The 18,582-nt window shown below is 35.1% G+C and carries 22 protein-coding genes; 14 read left to right on the top strand and 8 right to left on the bottom strand.

Annotation, left to right across the window (positions count from 1 at the left end; all coding sequences use genetic code 11):
* Positions 1-618 precede the first annotated feature (618 nt).
* The 5 genes from BM012_RS14295 (at position 619) to BM012_RS14270 (ending at position 4,532) form a co-directional block, all read left to right on the top strand.
* Positions 619-1,053 carry an HIT family protein gene (locus tag BM012_RS14295; protein ID WP_061803243.1) on the top strand — a complete coding sequence of 145 codons (435 nt, stop codon included), beginning with the start codon at positions 619-621 and terminating at the stop codon, positions 1,051-1,053.
* Positions 1,054-1,193: 140 nt separating this feature from the next.
* Positions 1,194-2,291: a 3-phosphoserine/phosphohydroxythreonine transaminase gene (gene serC, locus BM012_RS14290; protein ID WP_061803242.1), complete on the top strand. Its 1,098-nt coding sequence runs from the start codon at positions 1,194-1,196 to the stop codon at positions 2,289-2,291.
* Between the two features lie 96 nt (positions 2,292-2,387).
* Complete coding sequence (locus BM012_RS14285; RefSeq protein WP_061803241.1) at positions 2,388-2,912, top strand: tryptophan transporter; 525 nt, start codon at positions 2,388-2,390, stop codon at positions 2,910-2,912.
* 351 nt (positions 2,913-3,263) lie between these two features.
* Positions 3,264-3,647, top strand: a complete 384-nt coding sequence (locus tag BM012_RS14275) for a YtxH domain-containing protein (protein ID WP_061803239.1) — start codon at positions 3,264-3,266, stop codon at positions 3,645-3,647.
* 288 nt (positions 3,648-3,935) lie between these two features.
* On the top strand, positions 3,936-4,532 hold the full coding sequence (locus tag BM012_RS14270; RefSeq protein WP_061803238.1) for an HTH-type transcriptional regulator Hpr: 597 nt from the start codon (positions 3,936-3,938) through the stop codon (positions 4,530-4,532).
* On the opposite strand, the gene BM012_RS14265 is transcribed toward BM012_RS14270, so the two are convergent.
* Complete coding sequence (locus tag BM012_RS14265; protein WP_061803237.1) at positions 4,526-4,867, bottom strand: DUF1878 family protein; 342 nt, start codon at positions 4,865-4,867, stop codon at positions 4,526-4,528. The two genes, BM012_RS14270 and BM012_RS14265, sit on opposite strands and share 7 nt — an antisense overlap.
* Before the next feature lie 347 nt (positions 4,868-5,214).
* Here BM012_RS14265 and BM012_RS14260 point away from each other — a divergent pair, with 347 nt between their 5' ends.
* Positions 5,215-5,394, top strand: a complete 180-nt coding sequence (locus BM012_RS14260) for a hypothetical protein (RefSeq protein ID WP_040057191.1) — start codon at positions 5,215-5,217, stop codon at positions 5,392-5,394.
* A gap of 123 nt (positions 5,395-5,517) precedes the next feature.
* Here the strand turns inward: BM012_RS14260 and BM012_RS14255 are convergent, their stop codons facing one another.
* Positions 5,518-5,601 carry a YjcZ family sporulation protein gene (locus BM012_RS14255; protein ID WP_019393916.1) on the bottom strand — a complete coding sequence of 28 codons (84 nt, stop codon included), beginning with the start codon at positions 5,599-5,601 and terminating at the stop codon, positions 5,518-5,520.
* A 238-nt stretch (positions 5,602-5,839) separates the two neighbouring features.
* Between BM012_RS14255 and BM012_RS14250 the strand changes: the two genes are divergently transcribed.
* Positions 5,840-6,718 carry a peptidylprolyl isomerase gene (locus tag BM012_RS14250; RefSeq protein ID WP_061803236.1) on the top strand — a complete coding sequence of 293 codons (879 nt, stop codon included), beginning with the start codon at positions 5,840-5,842 and terminating at the stop codon, positions 6,716-6,718.
* A 43-nt stretch (positions 6,719-6,761) separates the two neighbouring features.
* On the opposite strand, the gene BM012_RS14245 is transcribed toward BM012_RS14250, so the two are convergent.
* Together BM012_RS14245 and BM012_RS14240 are read right to left on the bottom strand one after the other, a co-directional pair.
* Positions 6,762-6,950 (bottom strand): sporulation YhaL family protein, encoded by a 189-nt coding sequence (locus BM012_RS14245; protein ID WP_019393918.1) that lies wholly within the window; start codon positions 6,948-6,950, stop codon positions 6,762-6,764.
* A 99-nt stretch (positions 6,951-7,049) separates the two neighbouring features.
* Positions 7,050-8,024 (bottom strand): 3'-5' exoribonuclease YhaM family protein, encoded by a 975-nt coding sequence (locus BM012_RS14240; RefSeq protein WP_019393919.1) that lies wholly within the window; start codon positions 8,022-8,024, stop codon positions 7,050-7,052.
* Positions 8,025-8,286: 262 nt separating this feature from the next.
* Here BM012_RS14240 and BM012_RS14235 point away from each other — a divergent pair, with 262 nt between their 5' ends.
* Complete coding sequence (locus BM012_RS14235) at positions 8,287-8,472, top strand: YhzD family protein (protein WP_061803235.1); 186 nt, start codon at positions 8,287-8,289, stop codon at positions 8,470-8,472.
* A gap of 31 nt (positions 8,473-8,503) precedes the next feature.
* Here BM012_RS14235 and BM012_RS14230 read toward each other — a convergent pair whose 3' ends face one another.
* From BM012_RS14230 to BM012_RS14220, 3 genes are all read right to left on the bottom strand, one after another.
* Positions 8,504-10,003, bottom strand: coding sequence for a coproporphyrinogen III oxidase (locus tag BM012_RS14230; protein ID WP_061803234.1), 1,500 nt, complete (start codon positions 10,001-10,003; stop codon positions 8,504-8,506).
* Positions 10,004-10,105: 102 nt separating this feature from the next.
* Positions 10,106-10,981 carry a Cof-type HAD-IIB family hydrolase gene (locus BM012_RS14225; RefSeq protein WP_061803233.1) on the bottom strand — a complete coding sequence of 292 codons (876 nt, stop codon included), beginning with the start codon at positions 10,979-10,981 and terminating at the stop codon, positions 10,106-10,108.
* A gap of 118 nt (positions 10,982-11,099) precedes the next feature.
* Complete coding sequence (locus tag BM012_RS14220; protein WP_061803232.1) at positions 11,100-11,465, bottom strand: YlbF/YmcA family competence regulator; 366 nt, start codon at positions 11,463-11,465, stop codon at positions 11,100-11,102.
* A 214-nt stretch (positions 11,466-11,679) separates the two neighbouring features.
* On the opposite strand from BM012_RS14220, the gene BM012_RS14215 reads away from it, so the two are divergent.
* Genes BM012_RS14215 through BM012_RS14200 form a run of 4 tightly spaced genes read left to right on the top strand, consistent with a single transcriptional unit; the run spans position 11,680 to position 16,583 of the window.
* Positions 11,680-13,008 (top strand): YheC/YheD family endospore coat-associated protein, encoded by a 1,329-nt coding sequence (locus BM012_RS14215; RefSeq protein ID WP_061803231.1) that lies wholly within the window; start codon positions 11,680-11,682, stop codon positions 13,006-13,008.
* Between the two features lie 17 nt (positions 13,009-13,025).
* On the top strand, positions 13,026-14,099 hold the full coding sequence (locus tag BM012_RS14210) for a YheC/YheD family endospore coat-associated protein (protein ID WP_061803230.1): 1,074 nt from the start codon (positions 13,026-13,028) through the stop codon (positions 14,097-14,099).
* Complete coding sequence (locus tag BM012_RS14205; RefSeq protein ID WP_061803229.1) at positions 14,092-15,423, top strand: YheC/YheD family endospore coat-associated protein; 1,332 nt, start codon at positions 14,092-14,094, stop codon at positions 15,421-15,423. The genes BM012_RS14210 and BM012_RS14205 overlap by 8 nt, the downstream gene beginning before the upstream one ends.
* On the top strand, positions 15,420-16,583 hold the full coding sequence (locus BM012_RS14200) for a YheC/YheD family endospore coat-associated protein (RefSeq protein ID WP_061803228.1): 1,164 nt from the start codon (positions 15,420-15,422) through the stop codon (positions 16,581-16,583). Before BM012_RS14205 ends, BM012_RS14200 begins: the two co-directional genes overlap by 4 nt.
* Before the next feature lie 364 nt (positions 16,584-16,947).
* Here BM012_RS14200 and BM012_RS14195 read toward each other — a convergent pair whose 3' ends face one another.
* Positions 16,948-17,166 carry a hypothetical protein gene (locus BM012_RS14195; protein ID WP_061803227.1) on the bottom strand — a complete coding sequence of 73 codons (219 nt, stop codon included), beginning with the start codon at positions 17,164-17,166 and terminating at the stop codon, positions 16,948-16,950.
* Positions 17,167-17,431: 265 nt separating this feature from the next.
* On the opposite strand from BM012_RS14195, the gene BM012_RS14190 reads away from it, so the two are divergent.
* Together BM012_RS14190 and BM012_RS14185 are read left to right on the top strand one after the other, a co-directional pair.
* Positions 17,432-17,647, top strand: a complete 216-nt coding sequence (locus BM012_RS14190) for an alpha/beta-type small acid-soluble spore protein (protein WP_019393929.1) — start codon at positions 17,432-17,434, stop codon at positions 17,645-17,647.
* A 292-nt stretch (positions 17,648-17,939) separates the two neighbouring features.
* Entirely contained in the window at positions 17,940-18,563 is a 624-nt protein-coding gene (locus BM012_RS14185) for an NAD(P)-dependent oxidoreductase (RefSeq protein ID WP_061803226.1), read from the top strand.
* Positions 18,564-18,582 lie beyond the last annotated feature (19 nt).

The raw sequence follows: 18,582 nt of genomic DNA, 5'->3' as shown, positions 1-18,582 counted from the left end.
ATTAGACTCGCTCCCTTCCCTAAACAGTATAGCTCATACTTTCTTCTTTATAGTATCAAATTTTACTCTTTTGCACATTTCATCTCCCTTTTTGAAAAAAAAAAAAAGAATTGATTGCATATATTTTTTTAAACTGCACATTCTATATAACGAGGAAGGGAAACAAACAGTTTTTTCATCACACTGGTGAATGAGGTGTTTATCAAGGACAATTTACTTGTTCTATAAGGTATTTAAAGATGCGGATATAAAACAAGGGGATGGTCGTGATGGAGCATAATCGTTGAGATTAACACATGAACAAGATAACCGTATATAGAGACAGAATCCATGATTCTAACTTATATACACATTTATTTTGTAAATGAGGTGTTTATCAAAGGCCAGGTAAGAAATTAACCTACGTTAAAAAGAACTTGTTAAATGAGGTGTTTGTGAACGACAAGTACCGGATTACCAAGTAGCTTGTATCCCTAAGAATTTGACGTATTAAAACCTTTTCCTTCTTCAAAAGTGGCAGGACCTTCAACCGTTGGTCCTGCCCTTTGTTTTTTTCTCTTTTTGACTTTCTTATGATAAAATAATCATATAAAACAGTCAGAAAGGTGTTGTTTAGGAATGAAGCATGATGATCAATGTATCTTCTGCAAAATTATCAACGGAGACATTCCAAGTGCGAAAGTATTCGAAAATGAACATGTGTATGCTTTTTTAGATCTTAGTCAAGTAACAAAGGGTCATACGCTTGTTATTCCAAAAGTACATACAAGAAATATCTTTGATTTAACACCTGAAGTGGCGTCACACCTATTTGAAGCAGTTCCTAGTATTGCTACAGGTATTAAAGAAGCTTTTTCAGCAGAAGGTCTCAATGTTTTAAATAACAATGAAGAAATCGCAGGACAAACAGTTTTCCATTATCATCTCCACCTTATTCCTCGCTATGGAAAAGGAGACGGTTTTGGAGCGGTATGGAAGACGCATAGCGAAAAATACTCTAATGAAGATTTGCAAGAAATCTCTCAAAACATTGCAGATAAAATCAATTTATGACTCAATACCCGAATTATTTGATTATCAAAGTCAATATAGTTCGGGTATTTTTTATTTTAAATAATTATTAGAATTGTCCTCCATCTTCATCAAATTGTGATAAGATGAAATTATTATTTTTCATAAAGGAGAGTTTACTTATGGTACGCGCACACAATTTTAATGCTGGTCCATCTGCTTTACCGCTTGATGTATTAAAGAAAGCTCAAGAAGAATTGATTGATTTTAAAGGAACAGGCATGTCTGTTATGGAACTTTCCCACCGAAGCAAAGAGTTTGAAGACGTTCTAGCAGATGCAAAAGATCGTCTAAAAAAATTAATGGAAATCCCAGATACACATGAGATCCTCTTCCTACAAGGCGGAGCAAGCTTACAATTTTCGATGCTTCCTATGAACTTCCTTCAAGAAGGAAAAGTTGGAGCTTATGTTGTAACAGGCTCATGGTCTAAAAAGGCTCTTAAAGAAGCTAAAAACTTCGGAGAAACAGTTGTAGTTGCTTCAACAGAAGACGATTCTTTCACACATATTCCAGAAGTAACTGTAAACACGTTGCCTGAAAATACAGGGTATCTTCATATTACAACGAATAATACAATTTATGGTACACAATGGCAGGACTTCCCTGACTTTGGAGATGTTCCTGTTTTTGCTGATATGTCAAGCGACATCCTGTCAAAGAAAGTTGACGTATCTAAATTTGCTGTTATTTATGGAGGAGCTCAGAAAAACCTTGGTCCTTCTGGTGTAACAATTGTGATCTTACGCAAAGACCTTCTCAATCAGCAAAATAGCGGACTTCCAACAATGCTTGATTATACAACACACATTAAAGCAAATTCGTTATTCAATACACCACCAACGTTCGGTATTTATATGCTTTCTCTTGTACTAGAATGGGTTGAGCAAAACGGCGGTGTTGAAGGCATCCAAAAAAGGAACGAAGAAAAAGCGGCTCTTCTTTATGATTTAATGGATGAGTTTCCTGAATTTTACACACCTCATGCACAAAAAGACAGCCGTTCTCTTATGAATGTGACGTTCACAATGCCTAATGAAGAATTAACAAAAGACTTTCTTCAAAAAGCAAAAGCAGAAGGATTCATTGGACTAAATGGACATCGCTCTATTGGCGGATGTCGCGCTTCTATTTATAATGCTGTACCAATTGAAACATGCCAAGCATTAGCTGAATTTATGAAGGCTTATCGTGAAGCACATCTTCAATCAGTAAAATAGTTCCTTTTATTGTAACCTCGCACGTATTTGTTATAATAAAAGATAGTTAGGTAATTAGTTTAGAAGCTTTAGAGCTGAGTAGAGGAGAGATGAGAAATGAATACAAAAGTATTAGTATCACTAGCTTTATTAGTCGGGATGGGTGCTGTACTGCATGCCGTTATTCCACCTATTTTTTTAGGTATGAAACCTGACATGATGTTAACAATGATGTTTTTAGGCATTATGCTTTTTCCACAAGCAAGAAATGTTCTTGTTCTTGCAATTGCTACGGGAGCAATTGCAGCTTTAACAACTTCTTTTCCAAATGGGCAGGTTGCAAACATGATTGACAAACCTTTAACAGCGTTCTTATTTTTAGGATTATTTTTAGCTGTTCGTCGCTACAAACAGTCTGTCGTATCAGCAGCCGTTTTAACAGCTATCGGAACAATTGTTTCAGGAATGATTTTCCTGGCAGCTGCTCTTGCACTAGGATCTTTCTCAGCAGCACAGTTCTTTGGATTTGTCGCAGCCGTTGTACTACCTGCAACAGCTGTTAATACGTTTGCTATGATTGTAATTTACCCAATTGTGCAAACCATTGTTAAACGCTCTAAGATTACTTCTCAGATGTCTTAATGAAAAGAGCCCAGGTTTTATAAAACCTGGGCTCTTTTTAAACTAATAAATGTTTAAACAGACTTATTTAGGTTACATAATATAGTAAGAGTGCCAGCAGGAAAACTGTAAATGCTGTTCCCCCTTCAACAACAGCCCGTTTTCTAAGAACTCGTTTGGGAGGGTATGAAGCTGATTTCTTCAGATCCATAAACCTCTTTCCTGTAATGGCGAACAAAAAAAAACTTGTTAAGAATAAACAAAAGATTATCCATGCCATGCTCCTACTTCCCTTCATTACAAATCGTTTATTTTAAAGGTATGCAAGGCATGTTTCTCTTATGTTGAACAAGGATAAGGAGCGTGTAAAAAATGAAAAAAGCAGCATCATTTTCATTAGGAATTTTATTCGGAAGTGTCACAGCAGGAACAATTGCGTTATTAACAACTCCATGTTCAAGTAAAGACATGAAGCTGCGTGTAGCAGATTCTCGTGATACGCTTAAAGTTCAGCTGAAAGACATTAAAGAAAATGCTTTAAATGTAAAAAACGCGATTCAAAATGTTGTAAAAGAAAGCAAAGAAACGTTTTCACAGCTTGCGCCTGAAGCAAAAGCATCGATTGCAAATTTTCAGGAAGATATCGCCCCACATCAGCGCTCAATTCAGAACCACCTAGCTGAAATTGAGCAAAATATAAAAGGCTTAGAAGATAAACTCGGAAATCAACAAAAAAAGGAAACACAAAGCAGTTAACTATCTTTTTATGACAAGCTAACAAGCTTGTCATTTTTTTATCCATTGCTTAGAAAAGTTTTCTCAACATATTGTAATAAGGAATGAATATTCATTTAATGTCATGAATATTCATTAATTGTTTGCGCTTACATCCCCTCTCCTTATAGAGGTCATACCTCTCTAAAGCAATTTTAACTCCTTTTTTTAAAAAATTTTGTTTTTTTGCAAATTTATATCTTTATAATTTATTATTTTATTGGCATAATAGAATATAAATAAAAAGTTGATTGAAAAGTGGGTGGAGAGATGAAATTACAAAATGAGAAAGAATTCACAATGAAGGAAGCTTTAGTGTTCAGCCAACGCATGGCTCAGCTTAGCAAAGCTCTATGGAAAGCGGTCGAAAAAGATTGGCAGCAATGGATCAAACCGTATGATTTGAACATTAACGAGCATCATATCCTGTGGATTGCATACAATCTTAAAGGTGCTTCAATCTCAGAGATTGCTAAGTTTGGCGTTATGCATGTATCAACTGCATTTAACTTTTCAAAGAAGTTAGAAGAAAGAGGATTACTTCAATTTTCTAAAAGGGAAAATGATAAAAGAAATACGTATATTGAGTTAACAGATGAAGGAAACGGCATTTTGACAAATTTAATGGAAAACTACAACCCGACTGAAAGTACGCTTTTCCAAGGTGCTCTTCCCCTTCAAGAATGTTACGGAAAATTCCCTGAATTTATTGAACTTATGACAATCGTACGTAAAGTGTATGGAGATGACTTCATGGAAATTTTTGAACACTCTTTCCATAACATTGATGAAGAAATGGACGAAGAAGATGGAAAGTTAAGAAAAAAAGAAAATATTGTTGAAATCGAAAAAGCGGTTGTTCAATAGACCATTCTAACTAAGCTTGCTAGTTTGTCCATAAGACCAGGATACAGCTTTTGTTGTTGTAAAGCATAAATTGTCTCATGTGGATTTAATTTATAAGGTAGTTGTCCGACGAACTGTGTGAGCAAAGGAACGAAGTCAATAAGTCCTTGTTTCTTTTGCTCCTCATATTTTTCAGCAAGTTCTTCACAAATTGAATAAACTTCCGCAAGTTCTTTTTTATTGAGATTCTTACTTATCACAAGCTTATAAAACGGCTGTGATTCAAGATCTGTTACTTTTAACAATAGCTCTAAATATAACTCCAAACGTTCAATGCGATTTTCCAAAGATTCCATACCCCTGCTCCTTTGACAAATTGAGACGATATGTAAAGCTAACTCCGTTTATTTCATACCTTTATTTTACAGCATTCCTTTTAATCTTCAAGCGCTTTATGTACTAGCTAACTTACGATTTATGTGCTCTCTTTTATAGTAAAGGATTTAACTGTTCAAGACAATTCTAAAGAGGGTATATTATAAAGATATCCTAGTTTTGTAATCTGATAACTTTTGTAAACTCCTTAACAGTGTTAAGATAGAAAAGGATGATTATACGGCTAGCATATATAAAAAAAGCTTTACGAACAATGCTATTAGTTTTAATATAGGCTTTTAACTTTGGTTTGGGGGAATGTTTGAAAATGGGTACGATTTTTATCGTTTTCGCAGTGATTATCTTATTCTACATTAATGCGCTCACGAACTCGCTCTGTATTCAAAAAGAAATTCCAGCAGAGCGTCAGCCTAAAGTGTTTCGCTTCATTAATGTGATGATCACTATTCTACTTGTCTCGTCATATGTTGAACTGTTATACACATAGTTTACGAGAAAAAACGCATAAAAGAAGGTGCAGAAATGCAGCTCCTTTTATGCGTTTTTTCTTCTTTTAGGGAAAGTCCTCTCGGATAAGAGAGGACAAATAATTATATTACATTATAATATTTTAGAACCAAGCAGCACCAACGATGATTAAAAGGATGAACAATACTACAATTAACGCAAAACCACTTCCATATGCGTTACCCATAACAGCACCTCCTTTGCTTGCTAATACTGTATTCTATGCATGAAAAAAAAAAGCGGGATGGGCATTTTAGCTATTTTCACTTATTTTCTCCAAAGGACTTAATATCCATTAAATGGATATACTTACAAAAGATTTCACTTTTTCTTTTCTTTTTTATTTTCTTTCGATACAATGAGAAAATGGATATATATTTTGGACATACTGTAAATAAAATCAAAAAGTGGGAGTGTATAATTTTATGAAGAAAAGTTTTGTTGCGCTCACAGCGGCAGCCACAATTTTAGGATTAGCAGCATGTAGCAATGACGGAAACTCCGCAGATTCCAAAACAATTGTTGAAACAGATGCTGGAAATATAACACAAAACGATCTTTATGAAATGATGAAAGATCAAGTTGGAGATCAAGCAATCCGCGAACTTGTCGATGAAAAAGTATTAAGTTCAAAATTCAAAGTGTCGAAAAAAGAAATTGACAATGAAATTGAGACGTTAAAAGATTCGTATGGTGCTCAATCAGTTGAAACAGCTATGTCTGAAAATGGTGAGAAGACATTTAGAAATGCGGTTAAAATTAACTTACTACGTAAGAAAGCTGCAACAGCAGACATTAAAGTATCAGATAAGGAACTAAAAGAAGCTTATAAAGCGAAAAAGCCTGAACTTAAGGCAAGTCATATCCTTGTTAAAGATGAAAAAACAGCACAAGAAGTAGAGAAGAAACTAAAAGATGGAGAAGATTTTGCTAAGCTTGCAAAAGAATATTCTCAAGATGGTTCTGCTCAAAGTGGTGGTGATTTAGGCTACTTTAAGTCAGGACAGATGGTAGCTGAATTTGAAGAAGCAGCCCAAAAATTAAAAGTAGGCGAAATTAGCGATCCTGTAAAAACTCAATATGGCTACCACATTATTAAATTGACCGATAAAAAAGAAGTGCCTTCTTTTGATAAAATGAAAGATGAACTTGAACAAGAGGTCAAACTTTCTAAAATCGATGAAAACGATATGGAAAATGCGGTGAACAAAATTCTAAAAGAAGAAAATGTCGAAGTGAAAGACAAAGATTTACAAGATGCAATTAATCTAGAAGACAGCTCTTCTAAAGAAAGTGAAAAATAATATTTTATTGACAAAAAAGGATGAGCATAATTGCTCATCCTTTTTAGCTTGATGATGAAATTGTTTTTCTTCTTTCTTTTTCTTCCTTCAATCTTTCCATATATGCTTCGCCTTCTTGAGCAATAAATCCTTGCTCTTGTTCGTGATCTTTTCGAGCTGCTCTTATTGCCATAAAGCCACTAAAGAAAATACCAGCTACAACAATATAAATCCAAAATGGTAATGAGATCATCTTATCCCTCCTGCCCTGTTTAGCAGTTCTTTTTCTAAAATCTCTGCTACTAGTCATATATGTACTATTGTCCATAAATATGACACAGGAAGATTAGTTTTAAGATGAAAAAGGTTTATAATAATTACCAATCGGATGTATTTTATGTATCTCGCCTTCTTGCTTATCATGCAAACCATGAATAATCATATTAATCCGGCTATCCATCATATCAATTTGGTGAATAATTTCTGCTTCTAACGTATGTGCTAGAACAGGTGAACCATATTCAAGCTTGCCGTGGTGAGCTAATACTACGTGCTGAAGCTCAATTACTTTTTGAGCATCTTCTTTTGTGATTTCTCCTTGAGCCTTTAACTCCTGTAGCTTACGATCAATCAAGATGGCTACAATTGTAATGTGGCCAAGGAAGTTACCTGTTAAAGTATACTGCGGAGCAACAGCATCTGAAAGTTCAACAACTTTTCCTAAATCATGAAGCGCAATGCCGGCATATAAAATATCTTTATCTACTTGTGGATATTGTGAGGCAATACTTTTTCCAAGACGAAGCATTGAAACAGTATGATAAAGAAGGCCTCCAACAAAACTATGATGAAGAGACGTTGCAGCTGGAAAGTTAAGAAAGCGCTGTTTATTTTCTTCATAAAGATCTGTACAAAGCGTTCGGATCACAGGATGATGGATTTCTGCTAAAAATGCTTCATATTCATTTTGCAAATCTTCCAATGATTCAGGAGCTGTTTCAATAAATTCTCCTATATTTACTTCAGTTTCTTCTGCTTTTCTAAAATTCGTAATCGCCATCTGTAAATTTCCTCTAAATTCAGATACGCTTCCTTTTACATAGACCATTTTCCCTGGTACAAATAGAGCTTTAAGTTCTTCGATACTTTTCCCTGCAAACTTATTTTCCCAGAGCTTGCAGTCCATCGTTTTCGTTTTTTGCGTAAGCGTAATATTGAAATAAGGCGAACCATTTGAACTTGTGGCATCCCAAGCATTTTTTACAAGTGCATAGCCCTCAAATCCTTTTGTTGATTTATCAATATCCAATAAGCGAGATGTTTGCATAATATTCCCCTTCTTTCTTTATTCTTTTCCCTTCACTTCTACTATAATCGAAACTGGTAACGAATAGAAATCTTCTTTCATTTTAGCATTGTTCCTCTAAACTTTCATGTTGAATAAAAATTTTCCACAATAATAATAAAGCTTTTTTAAAAATAAAAATAAAAATAAGCCATTTTTTCATTTCTCTCTTATTTCAGGTAGTTTAACAATACCGTCATATCGGGAAGTAAAAATACATACATAAGAAAAAAGGAGGAATGTTATGAAAGCCTATACGCTAACCGTTTATGAGTCTTCTGGTGAGAAGATTCTTGATGAAACCTTTGAAGCAGAAAATGAAAAAGAGGCGAAGAAAATAGGAGTCCTACGTCTTCAAGACATGAACTATCAGCATAAAACATACAGATGTGTTTCATCCCTTGGTAAACTTGTGCTATTTAATCGCTAAAAAAGTCCCTCATATAAAGAAGGGACTTTTCTTATTTTCTATCAAAGAGTTCGTGAAGCAAACGAATTTTTTCGTCTGTATAATGCGCATAGCTGTCATTATATGATTTTGGATCTTTTGGGTTTGCAAACCTTGTAATTTTCCCTGTAGTAGGATCAACGAATTTACTTGATGCCCCACAGCCAAGGCCGATAATGGACTGCTGTTCTTCCATGATCATAATATTATAAATGCTTTCCTGTCCTTTAAATGCATAGCCTACGTTTTCTAAATTTCCTAAAATATTTTTTTGACGATAAAGGTAATATGGCTCATATCCATTTTCGTTTGTCCAGTTTTCTGCCATTTTCATCATCTCAGTAATTTCATCTCGATCCGCTACTCTATAGCGCTGCTTGTTCTTGGTCATTTCAGAAGCTCTTTTAAACGATAGTGTGTGAACGGTAAGAGATTCAGGTAAAAGCTTTTTAGTTTCCTCGAGTGTATGTTGAAACTCTGCTGTACCTTCTCCAGGAAGCCCAATAATTAAATCCATGTTGATATTTTTCATTCCTAATGAGCGAGCAAGGTGAAACTTATCAATTGTCTCTTCTACTGTATGATGACGTCCAATTGCTTTCAACGTCTCTTGTGTATATGACTGTGGGTTAATACTAATTCGGTCAATATTCCATTTATTTAACACATCGAGCTTATCTTCTGAAATAGTATCAGGTCTTCCTGCTTCAACAGTTACTTCACGAACAGATTTTAAGTTTGGGAACGCTTCGTACATTTCTTCATAAAGCATGTCCATCTCAAGAGCTGTAATACTCGTTGGTGTTCCTCCACCATAATAAATGGTTGTAATGGGAATATTCTGCTCTGTAAGCCATGCGCCCACTTTTCTCATCTCATAATGAAGACCTCCTAAAAATGAATCAACAGATCCTTGACGGCCGTTAATCGCATACGCCGGAAACGTACAGTAGGCACACTTTGTTGGGCAAAACGGAATACCAATATAAATACTTACTTCCTTTTTTAATTCATATAAATCAGGCACAATAGATAGCTGACGATCAACAATACGTTGCATAAGCTGAATTTTTTCATCTGTGATGAGATAGTCTCGTCTTAGCTCTTCATGTGCCTGTTCTTTTGTCATCCCTTCTCGAAGCTTGTTATGTAAAAGTTTTGTTGGACGAATCCCTGTTAAAATTCCCCATGGCTGTTCAATTTCCGTAATATGCTGCAAAAGCATTAAATAAACGTAAGAAACAGTTCGTTTTACAATTTTAAAACGCTCTTTTTCGCTTTCTTCTTCAAATTTATTTTCAAAAGAAGCAGAAAAAGTTTTTTCATTTCCACTTTCAGAAATTGTTCCTTCTACGCTCACTTTGTCATCTGTTTTAATGGCAAAAAGAATCTTGTACTCAGCTTCTTTTTCTTCTTCAAATGTTACAAAACTTTCTTCGAAAAACAAGTCGCTAATAAGTTGCAAAGGACGCACAAAACGCTCATCATCAAGGCCTTTAATTAAAATGTTCAAAGTAATCACCTTTCATTATAGATAGAAAAAAGTGGTACAATATGCACCACTTCTGCTCTCTTTATTAAGCTTCTTTCAGTTTAGCGAAAGAGTTATGAAAGGTCAATGCTTATCAAGAGAACCAATCTTCTCTAGATAGCCGATACGGTGCTGCTTACGGAACAATTCTTTTACCATATAAGCAACTCCATTTTCATTATTTGAACGCGTTACCCACCCTGCAGCTTTTTTTACTTTATCTGGTGCATTCCCCATTGCTACTCCGAGACCAACAGACTCTACCAGACCGAGATCATCATAGCAGTTTCCAATTGCCACAACTTCTTCAAGCGAGATGCCTAGCTGTGTTGCAACATGATAGACCCCATGTTCTTTTGAAGTCCCTTTCTCAACTATATATGCTCGAGGCTCATTTGGATATGAAATCCATTCAATATCAAAAGCCGACGCAATCGTACGCTCTGCCTGTTCTTTTTCATACTGACTTTGAAAATAAAGCTCGATTTTAGGTGCGGAAACTGGATTGTCTCGAAGTGTTTCTCCTAGTGATTCTACAAATTGAATAGGATAAAAAAGTGGTTCATTACTTTTTAATACAGCCTTTGCCATCACTTGATTGTGAATTTTCACTCGGTTTCCGAGTGAAAATTTCTCATGTAAAATTCTCGTATGGCAATCAAAGTTTTCAAGCACTTGAACAAGGTTAAACGTTTTATTTTCGGATATTCTCCGCTCGTATGCTGGTTTATCGACATTTGAAGCAATGAATGCTCCACTGTGAGTTATAAGTTGATTTTTATGAAGACGCAATGTTTTAGCGATTTTTTTAGCGGATGAAAAATGACGATTTGTCACAACTGTTACGTAGACTCCTTTATCCTTAACATAATCAATAGCTTCTTTAGTTTCCTTTGTCAAACGTCCTTGATTGTTCAAAATCGTTCCATCAATATTCAATGCTAATAAGCGATACATCACTACATCTCCTTCTTTCCTCGGTGTCTGCTTGCTTACTGATTAGTAATGAATATGATGTATATGGCGTGTTTATGCTTCATAAGAAAAGAGGAGCCGCTCCTGCGACTCCTCTTTTCTATTATTGAACAGAATTTGACTCTTCTGGATTACCATAAAGCTCTTCAAGTGGCTTCATAATAACTTTGTTTAGCTCTTGAACAAGAACGCTCATGCGTTGTTCTGCTTCCATTAATTTTGAAATTGCTTCATGCTGTTGAATGATTGCAACAGTTTGCTGAGCTTTTTGAACTTCTTCTTCAGAAATTTCTTGGCCAGTCATTTGCTTTTGTTGTAATTCAAGTTGCATGTTACGGAAGTTATCGAAAAGACGTTTTGCTGATTCGTCCGCATTCACTTCATCATATAATTTTTTTAGGTTTTTGTAATCGTCACTCTCACGTACTGCTTTTTCTAATTCGTACGCTACATCGTATACATTAGACATAAAAAATCCTCCTACCTTAGTTTAGGCTTTCGTTTACCTTCTCTACTATAACAAACTATTGTATACATTTCAGCCTTTGAGGGTTTTTTCCCACTAAACAGTGAAAGGAAGAAAGGAAATTGCTCCTTTTTCCTTTCTTCTTCTCACCGACAGTTTGTTTTATTCATACGATATATCAACATTCGCCTAATTTCTTTTTAAATGAGGATTGACAATGAAACCAATAACTGTAGCGATTCAATTATTATCAACAAAAGAGCTTCAAGATACGGTTTGGATACCAAGCCATATTGCACAACAACAGCAGCTATCTAACTATACAAACGTTTACGTAGGAAAGCAGAAAGCAAAAGCACAGGTGGCTGTTTATGAAAGTACAGAAGATACGGTCTATTTCTCTTCTTCCCTTTTTACAATGCTTCGTTTGCCAATTAATTCTCTCTCTCTTCAAATAAAAATTATCAATGAAGAGATTTTCTTTGGTCCTGTTATTACAGTTGTGACCAGCTTAACAAAGGAAGGATCTATTCCGCCTTCTCTATCTGATTTTTGCGAAGAAATGCACGATTATTGCAGGGAAATCGGTGGGTTGTTTTTTGTGACTACGTTTAAACATTGGCACAGTCAAGAATGCTTTGGCTATGTAATGAAAGATGGAGATTTTGAATATGACCATGTTCCCCTTCCAAACGTTATACACAATAGAGTTCATAGTCGAAAAAAAGAAAATGGCGCAGAGTTTGAAAAATTTGAAGAAGACATCTTATCCCTAGGCATTCCTTTTTTCAATCATCGCTTTCTTGACAAATGGTTTGTACACGAGCATTTGTCACAATATGAGCATTTAATGCCTTTCCTTCCTATGACTTATTATCTTCAAAATAAAGAGGATTTGATGAACGCTCTTAGTGCTCATCGGTCTCTATTTTTAAAACCTATTAATGGAAGTCAAGGGAAGAATATTTTTAAAGTACAAGAAAGAAGCGGCACATACCTTGTTGATTGTGCTGAAACAGGTGAAAGAGAAATATATGATAATTTCACTAAGTTATATAAAAATTTATATCCAAAATTCAAGAAGAGAAACTATTTACTTCAAGAAACACTTTCATTAAAAGAGCTGGATAACCGACCATTTGACTTTCGAATCTTGTGTCATAGAAAACAAGAAGATAAATGGGGTATCACTTCAATGGTAGCTCGTGTTTCTAAAAAAAGCGGCTTTGTTTCCAACCTTTCACAGGGCGGAGATCTTATGCCGATTAAAGACCTTTTACAAACCTTTTATTCTCACCGTGAAATGAAACATCTGCTTGAGCTTTTACGCGAACTTTCACTTGAAATTTGTCACTGTCTCTGCGCTCAAAATGAAGGGTTGTATGGAGAATTCGGTCTTGATTTAGCACTTGATGAAGATGGATCGCTTTGGCTTATTGAAGTAAACACAAAGCCTTCGAAGCGCTTTTTTCTAACCGAAAACGGGCAAACAAGACCATCTACAAAAGCACTTGTGCGCTACTGCTGCAGGTTAAGCGGTTTTTAGCAAAAGGAGTGAAGACGATGACTTCATTAGGGTTTATCACATTATCTCTTCAACAAGAAAAAGACTACGCCTATAAGCTTGCTAAACGTGCTCACCTTCACAACATCACCTTTTATCGCTTTACGCCTGACAGCTATTCGATAGAAGACAAGAATGTTCATGGACTTCGATATGACCATTTAGAACAGGATTTTGTTGAAGACGTATTTCCTATCCCCTCTTATCTTTATGACAGATGCTTTTATAAAAATGACAGAAGTTCAATGAGAGCTAAACGAAACATGAGAATGCTAAAAAATCAACATGATATATTATTTCTTGGCTATGGTCTCCCAAATAAAAAGGAGGTTTTCAGCGCTTTACAGCAGCATCAAAGCCTCTCTTTTTATATTCCATATACAACATTTCCAAACACACCGACTGAGGTATATGAGAGATTGAAAACAGACCGAGAGATTGTGTTAAAACCGCTTTGTGGAAGCGGTGGAAGAGGGATTTTGTTTATTACACTCCAAGAGAAAATTCACGTTTATACACAAGATAGTGGCAAAGTGAACGTGAATTCTTTTTCAGCACATGATGAGTTTATAAGTTGGCTATACGGAAAACTTCTTACAGACAGTTATCTTATTCAACCATACCTTAATATGCAATGGAGCGGTTCACCATCTGATATACGCCTTCTCGTACAGAAAAAGAATGAGACCTGGATTGAGAGTGTGAGAGCTATTCGAAAAGGAAAAAAAGGAACGCTGTTAACAAATTTAAGTCAAGGTGGAGAGATTTCGTCTTTCATTGACAGCCTCTACCTTTATGACCATAAAACTAGACTATCTGTGCAAAAAGCATTAGAAGATATTGTGGAAACTTTGCCTAAGACGCTTGATTATGCTTTTGGCCCTCTTTTTGAACTTGGAATTGATATTGCATTTACAAAAGATGGTCGCCTTTTTGTAATTGATATAAATTCAAAACCAGGCAGAAAAATTTCTTCAATTTTACAAGAAAAAGAACTTGAGCAAATTTATGATCGACCATTTGCTTATATTTGCTTTCTAGAACAGAGAAAAGGAGTTGAGCAGCGTGCCTGAAAAAGTAGATATTCATCTTACAACAGCTTCCTCACAAATCGTGTATGCTCCTATACGTTTTAAAAAGAACGATATTAAAAGAATTGCATACGGAACAAAAATGGTATCATGTCAAATTCGTTTTCATGAAAAACCTACTTTATTAATTTCACAAGATCTTGCAACAGCTTTGTCCTTCCCGAAATCAAAAGTAACGCTTCATCTTTTTGTGAAAGATCATGTTCTATATATCGGTCCTCTCGTCGGTATTTTCACAGCTGGATTCACCTCTTCTATGCTTCGTCCAGTTGCTCAACGTTCACTGTTTTTTGCCAAACTCTTAACAAGTGCAAAGGAAAAAGGGTGTTCCGCTTTCATTTTTAGTCATTCTGATTTAGACTTCACCGAAGGAACTGTAACAGGGTACTTTTACGGTAGAAACGGATGGATCAAACATAAGGTTCCATTTCCAAATGTTATATATGATCGCCTTCCTAATCGTAAACTTGAACAAGACAATACACTTCTTAAAGTAAAAGAAAAACTTCAAAAAGAATATGATATTCCTTGGTTTAACCCGACCTTTTTTAACAAATGGGATACGTATCAATCGTTAGGAAAATTAGAGAGTCGATGGCTCTTGCCAACAAGGCTTTTTTCAACCCCTTCTGATCTAAAAGTAATGCTTAGCTCTTATGGCCATGTATATGTAAAACCTATTCATGGCAGCTTAGGAAAAGGAATGTTTGTTATTGAAGCAACAAGTGAAGGATATCATTGTGAAAGTAAGGATTTAGATCAAAACAAAGTTTTTTCTTCTTTCCAAAAGCTCATTAACTTCTTGAAAAAGCATAAACAAGCACAACCTTATATTATTCAAAAGAAAATGTCATTATTATCTTACAATAATAGTCCTTTTGATTTTCGAGTTCATACAAACCGAAATGAGGATGGAAAGTGGGAAGTTACGGCAATAGCAATTAAAGTAAGTGGAGAAGATGCAATCACAACACATCTTAGAAATGGTGGCTATGTGAAAAAACTAGAAGACGTTTTTAAAGATCGCACTGAAGCGGTCGAGAAGAAACTTACAGAAGCTGCTTTAACGCTTAGTAAACATCTTCAAAAAACGTTAGATGGAACGATTGGGGAAATTGGGTTTGATTTTGGAATGGATGCAAATGAAGAATTATATCTTTTCGAAGCAAATTCGCGACCAGGGCGCTCTATTTTTAAGTATCCTATCCTTCATGAGCAAGACGTGAAAACACGCCAAATGCTGTACGCTTTTGCAATTTTCTTAACGAAGGAATCTTTGGAAAGAACAGAGGCTGTAATCCTATGACTTTCCTCTATTATAATAAAGAGAAAGAATGCTTTTTCCACAAAGAAGCTTCTTCTCTTTTATTTGGTAAAAAGATGTTACAAAAAGCATATGATAGTGACCCTTTTTCCTACTCTTTTTCTGTTAAATTGTATCAAAATCGTCTCGGTCCTCTTATCGGTATTCTAATCTCGCCTCGCCAACTTAAAACAAATAAAGAAGTACCATATGAATATTTTCTTCATCTTCATACCTTTCTCACTAACAGTCGTGCATTTCCATTCTTCTTCACTGCCGAGTCTTTTAAAGACGACTATATTTCTGGCTATATTCTCTATCAAGAAAAATGGAAAAAAATAAAAGTGCCGCTCCCTGACGTTGTGTATAACCGTATTTCTTCTAGAAAATATGAGCAGAAAAAAAAGGTTCAGCGCTTATTTAAAACTTTAAAGAAATATAACATTCCATTCTTCAATAAAGCGTTTTTTTCAAAGGAAGATATGCATGACATTTTAAATTCTCATCCTTTTTTAAAACGTCATATTCCTCCTACTTTGTTCTTTACGTCAAAGCACGAAGCACAACATTTTTTAAAAACTCATAAGAAAATTTATGTAAAACCAATTCACGGCCGAAAGGGAAAAGGAATTTTCATAGTAGATGTAAAAGAAAATTTCTATGTTGTTGAAGACTTTATCGAAACACGAACATATCAAACTTTTAACGATTTTTATGAAACAGAGCTTGCTCATAAACATAACAAAGTCATTCTGCAACAAGCACTTCCTTCGGCTTCTTTTCAAGACAAACGATATGACCTCCGCCTTCTTATGCACCGATCAGCTGATAAGTTTCTTATAAGTGGAATTGGTGTTAGGCAAGCTGGAACTCAATCTTTGACAACGCACGTTCCAAAAGGGGGGAAAATTATTCCATTTGAAAATATTCACCAAGAGATTAACATGAAGCAGGTAGAGGAAATTGCTCACTACTGTGGAGAACAGCTTATAAAGCTTCACCCTTTTGTTGGAGAATTTTCAATTGATATGTTAAAAACACCTGACAATCGGTATTATGTACTTGAACTAAATGCAAAACCAATGATTTTTGATGAAGAACACATCCGAACAAAAGGTGCTGAAAACTTGCATAATTTATTTATCGAACTTTCATTTTTGTAATTTTCCTCTTCATATTTATGTTAGATAACAAAAGCTAAAAGAGACTTTTTTCTCTTTTAGCCTCTACATAGATAACGGCTCTAAAATTAGAGCATATTTACAAACAATATGCACAACATATAAAAGTTGTAAAAAGCAGGATACCCCTCTCTCTGGTGCCTATACATATAGCAATAACCCAACGTGGAATAAAACTGTAACTGATAAAAACATTTCTTTTTATTTTGAAAGACATGTTCTGTGTGAAGAAATATTTCTTATCGCCTTAAGGACAAGCTTAACGTCATCCTGCAAATGTAAACAACACTAAGAAGTTATTTTCTATGTGGAAGTATGATTTGTTTAATGTAAAGTGTGCTTTAACCTAAAGAAACACCTTTTGTTCATGATTACAATTTTCACAATAAAGAAGATGACAGCATGCATGACTTACTTTTCCGTCAACATTTTTAGTATCGTCAAAGTCTACGTATGCACTGTATTCATCTAAATAATCTGTTGTTCTTCCCATATCTTTTAAAAGATGACCACATGTTGAACAAATATAATCACATTCTTTAAATCCATTACAAAGTGGACACATCATTTTCCCCTCACTATTCCTTATTTACCTCTAATATGTTCGAAAATGTTTCGCATTACTCTTAGTAAAATCCACCCTTTCATTATTGTAATATTTACCAAATAAAAGATATGCATAGTATTGTTTATAGTCTCTCATACTAGGAGTACAAACTTACAGAAACAAACATTTACACACTGGGTTACAGGAAGTTGGTTCCTCTATCAGACTGGTTCAATTCCAGTGAACCCAACCATTTTAAACAATTTTAAGGAGATGAGTAATAATGCCACAAAACCAAACTCGTAACAACAATACTAATCAACTGGTTGTACCTGGTGCAGAATTAGCTCTTGAACAAATGAAGTACGAAATCGCTAGTGAATTTGGCGTACAATTAGGTGCAGACACAACTTCTCGTGCTAACGGATCTGTTGGTGGCGAAATCACAAAACGCTTAGTACAAATGGCTGAGCAACAACTTGGTGGAAGCTACAAATAAATTTAAAGATTGATTTCCCTCTACAAATGAATGATATTGGATATGGAGCCCTAAGGTTGCTTAGGGCTCTTTTTGTTTTTTACTTATATTGGATTTCCCGTTAATCGTCAATTTTCAGCCCCCCTAAAAATGTACAAAAAAGTAACAAAGTAGTACAATCTTAGTGTAGATTCGACACCAGTATACATAATAAACATTTAACTTCTAGAAAAGAGCCTTTTCTTTTACAACATTCTTCTTGGCTGTATGATAAGCTAAAAAACATTAAATTTAAGTCAAAGAGGTGAATAAAATGAAAGTTGCCTTATTCGGAGCAACTGGTCGAGTTGGTTCTTCCCTTCTTAATAGACTTCTTGAAGAAGGACATGAAGTTACTGCACTTGTTCGAGATGAAAGTCGCATAAAACAAGCTCATAAGTCTCTTACAATAGTGAAAGGCGATGCTAAAAATAGTCAAGATGTAAAAAATACAATAAGAGATACTCATGCCATATTAAGTGCGCTTAACACAGATGGTGGTACAACATTAAGTGTTGCAATACCTCACATTATTGAAGCAATGTATGAATATGATCTTTCCAAAATTGTCACAGTTGGAACAGCAGGGATATTACAATCTCGCCTGCAACCTGCTTTGTATCGATTCCAATCAAGTGAGTCAAAACGGAAAACATCTCGAGCAGCTGAAGAACATCTGAAAGTATATAAAGCTCTCGCTGATACTTCTTTAAAATGGACTATTGTTTGTCCAACATATCTTCCAGATGGAGGAGAAACAGACCAAGTGATTCGAGCTGAGAAGAACATGCTACCAAAAGACGGAAAGCTGATTACAGCAGGAGATACAGCGAAATTCGTTTACAACGAGCTATTAGAAAGCAATTATCCTTACTGCCGTGTTGGTATTTGCTATTAAAAAAAGGAAAGCCAATGTG

Source organism: Priestia endophytica DSM 13796 (assembly GCF_900115845.1).
GTDB lineage: Bacteria > Bacillota > Bacilli > Bacillales > Bacillaceae_H > Bacillus_I > Bacillus_I endophytica.
Note: the sequence above shows the minus strand (reverse complement) of the source record. Positions and strands in the feature narration are given on the sequence as shown.